This is a genomic window from Dyella thiooxydans, from assembly GCF_001641285.1.
In the GTDB taxonomy this organism is placed as follows: domain Bacteria; phylum Pseudomonadota; class Gammaproteobacteria; order Xanthomonadales; family Rhodanobacteraceae; genus Dyella_A; species Dyella_A thiooxydans.
Genome location: NZ_CP014841.1, coordinates 2,266,567 through 2,278,932, shown reverse-complemented (window position 1 = coordinate 2,278,932; position 12,366 = coordinate 2,266,567). Strand labels below are relative to the sequence as shown.

Here is a 12,366-nt window from a genome sequence, read left to right as displayed (position 1 = left end):
GCGGGAGCTGGTGGCAATCACCCGCCGAGCGCGGGCGAGACGGCGAAACCGCAGCCGGTCTTGGCTTTCACTTCGTCGACCGTCACGCCCTGGTTGAGCTCGATCAGGGTCAGGCCCTGGCCCTTGGCCACCTCGAACACGCACAGGTCGGTGATGATCAGGTCCACCACCTGCTTGCCGGTGAGCGGCAGGTCGCACTGCTGCTTGATCTTCGGCGAGCCGTCCTTTGCGGTGTGCTCCATCAGCACTACCACGCGCTTGACGCCCGAGACCAGGTCCATCGCGCCGCCGGGGCCCTTGACCATCTTGCCCGGCACCATCCAGTTGGCCAGGTCGCCGGTGCACGACACTTCCAGGCCGCCGAGGATCGACAGGTCGATGTGGCCGCCGCGGATCATCGCGAACGAGTCGGCGCTGGAGAAGAAGCTGGAGCCGGCCAGGGTGGTGATGGTCTGCTTGCCGGCGTTGATCAGGTCAGCGTCGACCTTGTCATCGCTGGGGAATGGACCGATGCCGAGCAGGCCGTTCTCCGACTGCAGGGTCACATCCATGCCCTCGGGGATGAAGTTCGCCACCAGGGTCGGGATGCCGATGCCGAGGTTCACGTAGAAGCCATCGCGCAGCTCCTTCGCCGCGCGCTGCGCCATCGCGGTGCGCATCGGGTTTTCCTTGCCGGTGTTGGCGCCGGCGACGGTGCGGAACTCGATGCGCTTCTCGTACGCCGCGCCGTGGATGATGCGGTCGACGTAGATGCCGGGCACGTGGACCTGGTCCGGATCGAGCGAGCCGACCTCGACCAGTTCCTCCACCTCGGCCACGCAGACCTTGCCGCAGGTGGCGATCATCGGGTTGAAGTTGCGCGCGGTCTTGCGGAACACCAGGTTGCCCAGGCGGTCGCCCTTCCACGCCTTGACGATCGACACGTCGGCGTGGATCGCCTCTTCCAGCACGTATTCCTTGCCGTCGAAACTCTTGGTTTCCTTGCCCTCGGCCAGCTTGGTGCCGAACGCGGTGCGGGTGTAGAAGCCGGGGATGCCGGCGCCGCCGGCGCGCAGCTTCTCGGCCAGCGTGCCCTGCGGTACCAGGTGCAGCTCCAGCTCGCCGGCCAGCACCTGGCGCTCGAACTCCTTGTTCTCGCCCACGTAGGACGCGTACACACGCTTGACTTGGCGCGTCTTCAGCAGCGGGCCCATGCCGAAGTCGTCCACGCCGGCGTTGTTGCCGACGATGGTCAGGCCCTTGGTGCCGGCGTCGAGCAGGGCGCCGATCAGGTTTTCGGGGATGCCGCACAGGCCGAAGCCGCCGGCCGCGATCGTCATGCCGTCGAACAGCAGGCCGTCGAGTGCCTTGGTGGCGTTGGGGAACACCTTGTCCATCGCAGTGCCTTCTTCTGCTTGGGGAATCAGCCTTCAAGGATACGACGGATGGGTGTCCGGCCGCCTCGTACGAAGGTCCGATGGGATGGCAGCCGCCAGCGGCGCTTGCTTTCATCGTTTACGCGTGTAAACATCGATCATCGATTACGTGTGTAAACGGAGCGCCCCATGATCAGCGAAGCCGAAGCGGTGGTGATGGAGGTGCTCTGGCGCAACGCGCCGCGCAGCGCCGAGGAGATACTGGCCGAGGTCGGCCAGGCCCAGCAGTGGCAGGAGGGCACGGTGAAGTCGCTGCTCAACCGCCTGCTGAAGAAGAAGGCGGTGAAGGCCGAGCGCGATGGCCGTCGCTACCTGTACTCGCCGCTGCTGGCCCGCGAAAAATACGTGCACCAGACCAGCAAGAGCCTGCTCGATCGCCTGTTCGATGGGCGCGTCGCGCCGCTGGTGGCGCACTTCTCCGAGCAGCGCAAGCTGTCGAAGAAGGACATCGCCGAACTGCGCCAGCTGCTGGAGGAGCTCGACGATGAACAGCCTTGAGCTTCTCGCCGCGACCTGGATGACCCAAGCCGTGCGGCTGACCTGGATCTTCACGCTCGCTGTGGTGCTCGTGCTCTTCCTGCGGCGGCCGCTGCGGCGAGTCGTCGGAACCGAGGACGCCCCGGTGCTGTGGTTGCTGATGCCGCTGGTGCTTCTTGCTGCGCTGGCCCCGCACCCGGTCATGCCGTTGGAAGCGCTGCCACCGGTAGTGGTGCGCATCGCCGGTGGTGGAGCCTGGGTGGCGCCTCCTGCACCGGCCGGGTGGACGGTTCCGTGGCACATGCTGGCGATGGCGGCATGGCTGCTCGGTGCGCTGGCCGTGCTTGCCAGCGTGGGCATCGTCCAGCGGCGCTACCTGCGCCGGCTCGCCGGTGCCCGCGCAATCGATGTTGCAGATACCCGCACTCCGGTGTGGCAGGCCCTCGACAGTCATCTCGGGCCGGCCGTGGTGGGCGCGCTGGGCGTGCGCATCGTGCTGCCTGCTGACTTCCACACCCGCTACACCCCGGCCGAGCAGGTACTGATCCTCGCCCACGAGCAGGTGCACGCCCGGCGCCGCGACGGTCTGTGGCGGCTGCTCGCCCAGGGCCTGGTCGCACTGTTCTGGTTCCACCCGCTCGCTTGGTATGCGCTGGCTTGCCTGCGCCAGGACCAGGAGCTGGCCTGCGATGCCGCCGTATTGCGCGAGCGGGGCGCCCCGCGCCGGGACTACGCCGGCGCCATGCTGAAAACCCAGGCCTCGCCGCTGATGCTGCCGGTGGGGTGTTCCTGGTCTGCGCGTCACCCACTCACGGAGAGAGTCGCCATGCTGAAACTGCCCGTCCCCACGCGTGCCCGCCGTCTGGCCGGTCGCGCCGCGCTCGGCGCTATCGCGCTCGCCGGTTCGTTCGCCGTCTATGCCGCGCAGTCGGCGCCGCCAGTGCAGCACTCGCCAGTCGTGGCCTTCACGCTGGAGCTGGCGGTCAGTGTAGGCGGACAAGCTCCGCATCTGCACGCCACCAGTTGCCTGAAGGGTGCAGACGACACCTACCGCTTCGTCAACCACGAGGACAAGTCGCTGCCGCCCTGGCAAGGGCAGGTCGGGATCGTGCCTGCGCCCGACGGCCAGATGGAGATCCATGCCAGGATCGCGGGCGGCTCGCTCAAGAGCCCGGTGACGCCGATCCTGCGCACGCGCGTCGGCCCGAAGGCGGCGATCCAGATCGGCCGGGTGGTGGCGGGCATGGACCACACGCTTCGCCTGGAGATCACCGCCTGGCCGGGGTGCGGCACGCCGCGCCCGGTCGTCGATGACGGCAACGTGCATGCCCGGTTCGCAGGTCCCAGCGCCCGCGTGATGGCGTCCACCTTCGCCGAGCGGGCCGGACTGACCCTGGTCGATCCGGGATCGCTGGACAACGCCCAGCCGGTGGCCGGCAATTTCGAAGGGGTGCCGCCGCGCAGGGCATTGCAGCTGATCGGTAGCCTGGTCGGGATGAAGCCGGTGTTTTCCGGCCAAACCGTGCGCTTCGTTGCCCAGTAGCCGTCCGAGGGGGTCGATATACTCCCCGCATTGCCGGGGAGTATCCGCACGTGAAGTCGCGTCGCCGTCTGTGGAGCCTGTTTGCCGCCCTCGGGCTGGCCGCATCCGCCCACGCGGCTGGCCCGGTGCTGGTGATTCACGCCGGGGCCGGTGCGCCGCGCAAGGACATGCCGCCGGCGCGTGAAAAGGCCATCCGCGCCGCGCTCACCCAGGCGCTGCTCGCTGGCTACACCGAGCTCAAGGCGGGCAAGCCGGCCATCGACGGGGTAACGGCCGCGTTGGTGGTGCTGGAGGACGATCCGCTGTTCAACGCCGGTCGCGGTTCGGTGTTCACCCATGCCGGCACGCTGGAGATGGATGCGGCGATCATGGACGGCTACACGCTGCGTGCCGGGTCGGTGGCGGCGATCGACCATGTGCGCAACCCGATCCTGGCGGCCCGCGCGGTGATGGAGCATTCGTCGCACGTGATGCTGGTCGGCGCCGGGGCCGAGGCCTTTGCCAGATCGCAGGGCCTGGCCATGGAGAGCGATGCCTGGTTCCGCACCGAGGAGCGCTGGCAGCAACTGCAGCGTGCGCTGAAGGAGGATGCGGCCAAGCAACCGCATGGGGACGAAGCTACCGCCAAGCACTTCGGCACCGTGGGCGCGGTGGCACTCGATGTGGACGGCCACCTGGCGGCGGGCACCTCCACCGGCGGCATGAACGACAAGCTGCCCGGCCGCGTGGGTGATTCGCCGATCATCGGTGCCGGCACCTACGCCAACTCCGACTGCGCGGTGTCGGGCACCGGCTGGGGCGAGTTCTACATGCGCACCGTGGCCGCGCATGCGATCTGCATGCGGGTGACCCAGCTGCGCATGCCGATCGCCCGCGCCGCGGCCGAGGTGATCAACCAGGAGATTCCCGCGATGGGTGGCAACGGCGGCGCGATCGCGCTGGACGAGCGCGGCCATATCGCGATTCCGTTCAACACCGACGGCATGTTCCGCGGCTGGATCGACGGCTCCGGCAAGCCGCACGTGGCGATCTTCGGCGACGAGGACGACGGCACCGGCGAGCCCTTGCCGGCCCCCGCGCCGGACGATGCCGCCAGCGGCCGCTGAGCGGCGCGGATCAGTCCTCGCGGTCCGGCCGCTCGCGCACCGGGTGCTTGCTCAGCTTGCGCTGCAGGGTGCGCCGGTGCATGCCCAGTCGACGCGCCGTCTCGGAGATGTTGCCGTCGCACTCGGTCAGCACGCGATGGATGTGTTCCCACTCCAGCCGGCGCAGCGCCAGCGGTGCCTCGGGCGTCTCGACCACGTCGTCGTCGTCGGCCTGCGGGCCATCGCCCTCGGTGAGGGCCCGAACCACCGCATCGGCATCCACCGGCTTGGCCAGGTAGTCGTGGGCGCCGCGCTTGATGGCTTCCACCGCGGTGGCGATCGAGGCATAGCCGGTGAGCAGCAGGATGCGCATGTCCGGCACCAGCCGGTGCAGGTCGGGGATCAGCCGCAGGCCGCTGTCCTCACCGAGCTTGAGGTCGAGCACGCAGTAGCGCGGCTGGTGCCGGCGGGTCAGCGCACGGGCTTCGTCGGCATTGGTGGCGTTGATCACCTCGAAGCCTCGCGAGCTCATGGCCCTGGCCAGCACGCGGCCGAAGGTCGGGTCGTCGTCGACGATCAGCAGGGGGCGGGCGGAGGCGTTCAGATCGGTCATCACGGTATCCACGGTGGCGTATCGCTCTATTTTGACGGCTGCGGGGCCCTGCGTGCACCCTCGTGGCGCGATGGTGCGGGGCTGACCGAGGCCAGCGGCAGGCGCATGCGCACGCGGGCCCCGTCTTCGGTGTTCTCCGCGGTGAGTTCGCCGCTGAGCCGGTCGGCAGTGGCTTCGGCCAGCGTGAGGCCGATGCCGAGGCCGCCCTGCTTGCCGCTGTAGCCGAGCGCATAGCCCGGTTCGTCGGGCAGAAAACCCGGGCCGTGATCGGTCACGTCCAGCTCCAGCCAGCCGCGATCCCGACTCACGCGCAGCGCGACCCGATTGGATTCGCGCATCGCCGAGGCGTCCGCCGCGTTGTTGAGCAGGTTGATCAGCGCATGACGCAGTCCGGGCGGGCTGCTCAGCGCCGCGCCGGCTACCGTGTCGGCCATGTCCAGCTCCAGCTCGGCTTCCGGTCGCAGCAGCTGGAAGCGCTCAAGGCAGCCGTGCACGAAGCTGCCGACATCCATCTGCTCTTCTTCCTGCGACAACTGCGCCTTGCCGAAGGCGACCATCTCGCGAAGGATGCCGCGGCACCGCTCCACCTGCTCCTCGAGCAGTTCGAGATCCTCGGCCAGCGGCTGGTCGGTGGCGTGCTCGCGGCGCAGCTCGGGCAGCAGCATGCGCATGGTGGCCAGCGGGGTGTTGAGCTCGTGCGCGGCACCGGCGGCCTGGGTGGCGATCGCCAGAATCCCTTCGTCGCGCAGCGCACGTTCGCGCACCCGCTGCACCTCGTCCTGCTGCAGGCGCACGGCGGTGGCAAGGCGATTGACGAAGAAGCCCAGCAGCATGGCGGTGATCGCGAAGTTCACTGCCATGCCGAGCACGTGCAGCTCGAAGCCGGCGCGGCCTTCCATCATCGGTGGCAGCGGCAGGTAGTGCCGCAGCAGGAACACGTAGGCCAGGCAGGTCAGCGCAGCTACGGTCAGCAGCGCCGGGATGGTGAGCGCGGCGGCACCGAGCGCGATCGGGATCAGCAGCAGGGTGACGAACGGATTGGTGGCGCCGCCGGTCAGGTAGAGCAGGGCCGAGAGCACCAGCGTGTCGGCGGCGATGTGGCCGATCGTCTCCCATTCGCGCACCCGCCACGGCATGGTCAGCCGGAACGAGGCGAAGGCGGCGAAGATCGCGTAGAGGCCGATCACCACCAGCAGCGGCAGCACCGGGATCTCCATGCGCATCCACAGCGCCGCGAACAGCACGGCGCTGCTCTGGCCGGTGATCGCGCACAGGCGCAGCCAGGCCAGGGTGCGGGTCAGCGCCGACGGGGCGAAACGCTGGGGCGAAGCGGGATTGAGCAGGGGCATAAGTAAGAAGGCCCGCCGGGTGGCGGGCCTTGGTGGCTCACGGGGCGGGCGTATCGTAGCCCTCTTCGCTGCGCGATGCGGGCAGTGGATCGTGATTGGTCGCCACGTCGGAGTGGCTGGCCGACAGGCGGTTCATCAGCGGCAGCACCGCGACGGCAATTACGGTGCAACCCACGCCGACCAGGCCCAGCTTGTTGAACAGGCTGGTGTAGATGTCCAGCGACTGCACTGGATCGGTCAGGCCCTCCGGGATGTGCGCGTAGTTGGCCACCACGCTGCCCAGGTACTGCGAGATGCCGGATGCGACGTAGTAGGCACCCATCATGAAGCCGCCCATGCGTGCCGGCACGTAGCGGGCGATCATCGCCAGGCCCAGGCCGGAGACCAGCAGCTCGCCCAGCGAGTACAGGCCGTAGCCCCACACCATGATCCACGAGGACACCTGGCCGTCCACCGCCCAGCGCGCGCCGACGCCGTAGATGAAGAAGCCGGCGGCCACCGCGGCGAAGCCCCAGGCGAACTTGGCGGCGACCGAAATGTCCTTGCCGACTCGGCCCAGCGAGTTGTAGATCAGCACCAGCACCGGGCTCAGCAGCACGATCCAGATCGCGTTGAGCGACTGGAACTGCTCCGGGATCCACCTGAAGACGTGCCAGCCGAACAGACTGAAATCCAGGTTCACGTTCTTCTGCGCGAACAGGTTCAGCGACGTGGACATCTGCTGGTAGAAGATGAAGAAGAAGATCGTCTGCACCGTCAGCACCAGCGCGGCGGTGAGGCCGGCGCGCTCGTCGCGGTGGCTGGAGCGGATCAGGTGGATGAAGATGCCGAGGATCACCACGCCGGCGGCATACACGCACACGCGGGCCACACCCTCGTTCTGCAGGATGAAGGCCGATACGAACACCAGCACCACGCCGGCAGCCAGCACGCCGGCCAGTTTCTTCAGGTCCACGCGCTTGTCGTCCGCCGGCGAACCGATGTGGGCCAGCGTGCGGCTCATCAGGCCGTAATTGATCAGGCCCAGCGCCAGGCCGACGGCGCAGGCGCCGAAAGCGGTGTGCCAGCCCCAGTCGTCGCCGTAGCGCTGGCCGACGTAGTCGCGGATCCACGGAGTCAGCAGCATCGAGATCGTCGAGCCGATGTTCACCGCCATGTAGTAGATGGTGAAGGCGCTGTCGATCTTGGTGTCGTCGCCCTCGTAGATCTTGCGCACGAGGTTGCCGGCGTTCGGCTTGAACATGCCGTTGCCGACGATGATCACGCCCAGCGAGAAGTACAGGAACGAGGCGCTTTCGGTGGGGATCCACAGCAGCGCGTAGCCCAGCATCAGCACGATCGCGCCCATGCGCATGGTGCGCCGGGTGCCGATCAGCTTGTCACCGACCCAGCCGCCGATCGCCGGGGTCACGTAGATCAGCGCCGCCGCGGCACCCCATACCAGGTTGGAGCGGGTGTCGACGAAGCCGAGCTTCTTGATCATGTAGGTGACCATCAGCACCTGCATGCCGTAGAAGCCGAAGCGCTCCCACATTTCGATCAGGAAGACGGTGCTGAAGGAGCGGGTCTGCGAGACGGGAGGATTCTGGGTAGCCATGCCTTGTCCGTGCGGATTGATGCCTTGGTACCGCACGTGGCAGCACCTCTCGAGCGTGGCCCCGGGCGGGGCACAACCTCGGAAGGTTAACCGATCCCGGCTGGCCTTGTAGTTGCACCGCAATAGGGCAAAGGGCGCCCGCAGGCGCGTGTGGCATGATGCGCCCCACCTGAGTGCCCGCCCCGCTGCGGGATCCCCGTGTCCGTCCTGGAGTACCAACCCGATGCCCGGCAGTGGATTTCGCGGCAACCCGCGCCAGCTCTGGAACGCGTTCCGCTGGTCGATGAAGGGGCTGCAGGCGGGCTGGCGGCACGAGGCCTCGTTCCGGCTCGAGGCGATGCTGGCGGTGGTGCTGGTGCCGCTGGGCCTGTGGCTGGGTCACGGGCCGCTGGAGAAGATCGCGCTGGTGCTGCCGGCGGTGCTGGTGCTCTCGGCCGAGCTGCTCAATTCGGCGATCGAGGCGGTGGTGGACAAGGTCAGTCCTGACTTCCACGAACTGGCCGGGCGCGCCAAGGACATGGGCTCGGCCGCGGTGTTCCTGCTGCTGCTGCTCACCGTGCTCTGCTGGGGGCTGATCCTGGGGCCGCGCTGGTTCTGAGCGGGCGGCGCCCGCGTGGGCGTCGTATGCTTGAGGGGATCGGGGATTGCCCCGCCGTCTCCATTCACGGGAGTGAAGCCATGAAACTGCTGCGAACCTGCCTGATCCTCCTGCTGGTGGCCGGGCTGTCCGGCTGCGGCTACAACGCCATCCAGCGCCAGGACGAGGCGGTGAAGGCATCGTGGTCCGAGGTCATCAACCAGTACCAGCGGCGCGCCGACCTGGTGCCCAACCTGGTCGCCACCGTGAAGGGCTACGCCCAGCACGAGGAGAAGGTGTTCGTCGAGGTGACCGAGGCGCGCGCCAAGGTCGGATCGATCAAGGTGGATGCCGACACTGTCAACGATGCCGCCAAGCTCAAGCAGTTCCAGGCGGCGCAGGGCGAGCTTTCCAGCGCGCTGTCGCGGCTGATGGTGGTCAGCGAGAACTACCCGCAGCTGAAGGCCGACGGCCTGTTCCAGAATCTGCAGGCGCAGCTGGAGGGCACCGAGAACCGCGTCACCGTGGCGCGCAACCGCTACGTGCAGGCGGTGCAGTCCTACAACACCCTGATCCGCAGTTTCCCGAACAATCTCACGGCGAAGATGTTCGGCTACAAGGTCAAGCCGAACTTCAGCGTGGAGAACGAGCAGGCGATCTCCACCGCACCCAAGGTGGATTTCGGCTCCAGCGCGCCGGCCTCGCCCGCGTCGGCGCACTGATCCGATGCGGCGCCTGATGCGCCTGTTCCTGCTGCTTGCGCTGGTGTGCGTCGCGCCGGCGCATGCGGCCGACGTGCCGCACCTGACCCGCCACGTCACCGACCTCACCGGCACGTTGACGTCGCAGCAGGTCGATGCGCTGGATGCCAAACTGGTGGCGCTGGAGCAACGCAAGGGGGCCCAGCTGGTGGTGCTGATGGTGCCGACCACCGGCGACCAGGACATCGAGAGCTACTCGCTGGCGGTGGCCGAGGCCAACAAGATCGGTCGCAAAGGCACCGACGACGGCGTCCTGCTGCTGGTCGCCAAGAACGACCGCAAGGACCGCATCGAGGTCGGCTACGGGCTGGAAGGTGCGGTGCCGGATGCGGCCACTGCGCGGATCCGGCGCGAGTTCATCGAGTCGCGCTTCAAGCAGGGCGACTTCTACGGTGGCCTCGATGCCGGCGTCGACGCGCTGACCAAGCTGATCGACGGCGAGCCCCTGCCGGCGCCCAAGCAATCAAGCCGATCGCGGGGCGGTCTGGATATCGGGCATGCCATGCTGATCGGTCTGTTCGTGGCGTTGTTCCTGCGCCGGCTGTTCGGCCGGGCCCACGTGATCGTGCGCACGCCGCTGGGTGCGGCGCTGACCGGCGGCCTGTTGTGGCTGCTCGCCGCGACGGTGGGTGTGGGGGTGCTCGGTGCCGTCATCGGCGGCATCGTGATGCTGATGCCCGGCGGTGGTGGGCGTTCCATCGGTGGCGGTGGCTGGGGCGGCTGGGGCGGATTCGGCGGCGGCGGCTGGGGCGGCGGCGGGTTTGGAGGGGGCGGCTTTGGCGGCGGCAGCGGAGGTGGCTTCGGTGGAGGCGGCTTCAGCGGTGGTGGCGGCAGCTTCGGCGGCGGCGGTTCTTCGGGGAGCTGGTGATGGGACGGATCGAGCGACTGTCACGCAACCTGTTTGGCGCCTGGTTCCAGCTGCGACGCTGCTTTCCTTCCACGCTGCTCGACGAGATGGCCACGGCGATCCACGACGGCGAACGCCACCATCGCGGCGAGCTGCGTTTCGCGGTGGAGTCGCGCCTGTCGCCATCGGCAGTCTGGGCGGGAGTGACCGCACGCCAGCGGGCGCAGCAGGTGTTCTCCCAGTTGGGCGTGTGGGATACCGAGCTCAATACCGGCGTGCTGATCTACGTGCTGCTGGCCGAGCGCCGGATCGAGATCGTCGCTGATCGCGGTCTGGTCGAGCGGGTGGAGCGGGGTGCGTGGGAGCGTGTCTGCGCCGGGATGCGCGCGGCGTTCGCCGCCGGGCACTGGCGCGAAGGCAGCCTGGAAGGGATCGCCGAGATCCATGCGTTGGCCAGGGCGTGTTTCCCCAGCGATGGCCGCGACAATCCGGACGAGCTGCCGGATCGGCCCGTGTTGCTGTAACAGGGAAGGCCGCCCGAAGGCGGCCTCTTGCTGTTCGGGCGGTGCGGCTCAGCGGCCCTTGCCGATGTGATTCTCGAGGAAGGCCTGCAGTGTGTTGAGCAGGTCGATGTTGTTCTTCTCGTCGTAGAAGCCGTGTCCTTCGCCCGGCTTGACCAGGGTCTGGTAAGGCTTGTGCGCCGTATCGAGCGCGGCGGTCATGGCCTTGAACTGGGCAAACGGCGCACGCTGGTCGTCTTCGCCGTGGATCAGCAGCACCGGGACGTCGATCTGGTCGGCGAGCTTGTCCGGCGAGTTGGCGTCGAGGTTCTTTTTGTTGTCCCCCGTGATCGCGCGCATGGCGTTGCGTCTGGTCTCCCTGCGATTTCTTGTAGAGCAGGGCCATGTCGCGCCGCCGGGGCCGCCACCGCAGCGCGAGCGTGAGGTACCTCTCATGCGTTCTTCTTCTGGAGCTTCCGCTTGCTCGACTGGACACAGGGGGCCTTGCACCTGGCGGCCCGGCGGTGTCCGGGCTTTCCTTCATTCCCTGAAGCCTGAATGTATCTGGGTGCGCCGTGGTCGCGACCATTGTCCGCCCGGGCCGATCGGCGGCTAGACTTGCGCTTTTGCCGACGGCCGCCATGACCCAGCCCTTCGTCGTCCAGTTCGATCCCGTGGCCTTCAGGCTCGGGCCGTTGCAGGTGCATTGGTACGGACTGATGTACCTGTTCGGCTTTCTGCTGGTCGCGACGCTGGCCGAGTACCGCCGCCGCCGGGGCCGGCTGCCGGTGAGCCGGGACGCGCTGGGTGACCTGATGTTCTACGCCATGATGGGCGTGATCGTCGGCGGCCGGGTCTGGTACATGCTGTTCTACTACGCTGGCGGCCCCGGCTGGATCTGGCGCGACCCGCTGGCCCTGTTCAAGGTCTGGGACGGCGGCATGAGCTTCCACGGAGGCCTGCTCGGCGTGGTGCTGGCCGGATGGTGGTGGTCGCGCCGGCACCGGCTGCATCCGTTCGACACGATCGATTTCGTCGCGCCGATGGTGCCGCTGGGCCTGGGGCTGGGGCGGCTGGGCAACTTCATCAACGGCGAGTTGTGGGGCAAGCCCGGCGACGTGCCGTGGGCGATGATCTTCCCGGGCTCGCGTGACGAGGACCTGCAACTGGCCGCCGGCAACCCGACGCTGACCGAGCGGCTGCAGCAGTTCGGCGGCCTGCCGCGTCATCCCTCGCAGCTGTACGAGCTGGCGCTGGAAGGTGTGGTGATGTTCGCGGTGCTGTGGCTGGTGTCGCTCAAGCCGCGGCCGCGCTATCTCGTCTCCGGCCTGTTCGCGCTGCTGTATGGCTGCTTCCGCTTCGCGGTGGAGTTCGTGCGCGTGCCGGATCCGCAGCTGGGCTACCTGGCCTGGGGCTGGCTGACCATGGGCCAGGTGCAGTCGATCCCGCTGATCGTGGTGGGGCTGGTGCTGCTCGCGATGTCGCGCCGGGCACCCGTGCTGCCGCTGGCGGCCGGGTAGGAGCCCGCTCGCGGGCGATGTCTTTCCTGCTCGCGTCGATGTGGATCAGGAGCAAGAGCATCGCCCGCGAGCGGGCTCCTAC

The 12,366-nt window shown here is 68.1% G+C and carries 13 protein-coding genes and 1 pseudogene; 8 read left to right on the top strand and 6 right to left on the bottom strand.

The genetic code is table 11. The annotated features are described in order from the left end of the window. Positions 1-17 precede the first annotated feature (17 nt). Positions 18-659, bottom strand: coding sequence for a 3-oxoacid CoA-transferase subunit B (locus ATSB10_RS19725; RefSeq protein ID WP_236886553.1), 642 nt, complete (start codon positions 657-659; stop codon positions 18-20). A 129-nt stretch (positions 660-788) separates the two neighbouring features. After that, positions 789-1,319 (bottom strand): annotated as a pseudogene (locus tag ATSB10_RS19720) (CoA transferase subunit A); the annotation flags it as partial. A 225-nt stretch (positions 1,320-1,544) separates the two neighbouring features. Between ATSB10_RS19720 and ATSB10_RS10445 the strand changes: the two are divergent. From ATSB10_RS10445 to ATSB10_RS10435, 3 genes are read left to right on the top strand one after another with little or no spacing between them, the layout of a single operon-like run. Further along, the gene (locus ATSB10_RS10445) at positions 1,545-1,913 is read left to right on the top strand and encodes a BlaI/MecI/CopY family transcriptional regulator (protein WP_063672620.1); all 369 of its coding nucleotides are present in this window, start codon (positions 1,545-1,547) and stop codon (positions 1,911-1,913) included. Then, entirely contained in the window at positions 1,900-3,435 is a 1,536-nt protein-coding gene (locus tag ATSB10_RS10440) for a M56 family metallopeptidase (RefSeq protein ID WP_063672618.1), read from the top strand. The genes ATSB10_RS10445 and ATSB10_RS10440 overlap by 14 nt, the downstream gene beginning before the upstream one ends. Before the next feature lie 50 nt (positions 3,436-3,485). Then, positions 3,486-4,541 (top strand): isoaspartyl peptidase/L-asparaginase family protein, encoded by a 1,056-nt coding sequence (locus ATSB10_RS10435; RefSeq protein ID WP_083966179.1) that lies wholly within the window; start codon positions 3,486-3,488, stop codon positions 4,539-4,541. A 10-nt stretch (positions 4,542-4,551) separates the two neighbouring features. On the opposite strand, the gene ATSB10_RS10430 is transcribed toward ATSB10_RS10435, so the two are convergent. The 3 genes from ATSB10_RS10430 to ATSB10_RS10420 are packed head-to-tail and all read right to left on the bottom strand — an operon-like array spanning position 4,552 to position 8,079. Beyond that, positions 4,552-5,133: a response regulator transcription factor gene (locus tag ATSB10_RS10430; protein ID WP_063672616.1), complete on the bottom strand. Its 582-nt coding sequence runs from the start codon at positions 5,131-5,133 to the stop codon at positions 4,552-4,554. Positions 5,134-5,159: 26 nt separating this feature from the next. Then, positions 5,160-6,482, bottom strand: coding sequence for an ATP-binding protein (locus ATSB10_RS10425; protein ID WP_063672614.1), 1,323 nt, complete (start codon positions 6,480-6,482; stop codon positions 5,160-5,162). Positions 6,483-6,519: 37 nt separating this feature from the next. Continuing rightward, positions 6,520-8,079 carry a peptide MFS transporter gene (locus ATSB10_RS10420; protein ID WP_063672612.1) on the bottom strand — a complete coding sequence of 520 codons (1,560 nt, stop codon included), beginning with the start codon at positions 8,077-8,079 and terminating at the stop codon, positions 6,520-6,522. Positions 8,080-8,302: 223 nt separating this feature from the next. On the opposite strand from ATSB10_RS10420, the gene ATSB10_RS10415 reads away from it, so the two are divergent. From ATSB10_RS10415 to ATSB10_RS10400, 4 genes are all read left to right on the top strand, one after another. Then, on the top strand, positions 8,303-8,677 hold the full coding sequence (locus ATSB10_RS10415; RefSeq protein ID WP_063672610.1) for a diacylglycerol kinase: 375 nt from the start codon (positions 8,303-8,305) through the stop codon (positions 8,675-8,677). A gap of 80 nt (positions 8,678-8,757) precedes the next feature. Further along, complete coding sequence (locus tag ATSB10_RS10410; protein ID WP_063672608.1) at positions 8,758-9,378, top strand: LemA family protein; 621 nt, start codon at positions 8,758-8,760, stop codon at positions 9,376-9,378. 4 nt (positions 9,379-9,382) lie between these two features. Next, positions 9,383-10,285 carry a TPM domain-containing protein gene (locus ATSB10_RS10405; RefSeq protein WP_063672606.1) on the top strand — a complete coding sequence of 301 codons (903 nt, stop codon included), beginning with the start codon at positions 9,383-9,385 and terminating at the stop codon, positions 10,283-10,285. Then, a complete protein-coding gene (locus ATSB10_RS10400; RefSeq protein ID WP_063672604.1) occupies positions 10,285-10,788 on the top strand; it encodes a TPM domain-containing protein in 504 nt (167 codons plus the stop codon). Before ATSB10_RS10405 ends, ATSB10_RS10400 begins: the two co-directional genes overlap by 1 nt. 48 nt (positions 10,789-10,836) lie before the next feature. On the opposite strand, the gene ATSB10_RS10395 is transcribed toward ATSB10_RS10400, so the two are convergent. Beyond that, positions 10,837-11,124: an alpha/beta hydrolase family protein gene (locus ATSB10_RS10395; RefSeq protein WP_063672602.1), complete on the bottom strand. Its 288-nt coding sequence runs from the start codon at positions 11,122-11,124 to the stop codon at positions 10,837-10,839. Between the two features lie 281 nt (positions 11,125-11,405). Between ATSB10_RS10395 and lgt the strand changes: the two genes are divergently transcribed. Then, positions 11,406-12,284 (top strand): prolipoprotein diacylglyceryl transferase, encoded by an 879-nt coding sequence (lgt, locus tag ATSB10_RS10390; protein ID WP_063672601.1) that lies wholly within the window; start codon positions 11,406-11,408, stop codon positions 12,282-12,284. Positions 12,285-12,366: the final 82 nt, after the last annotated feature.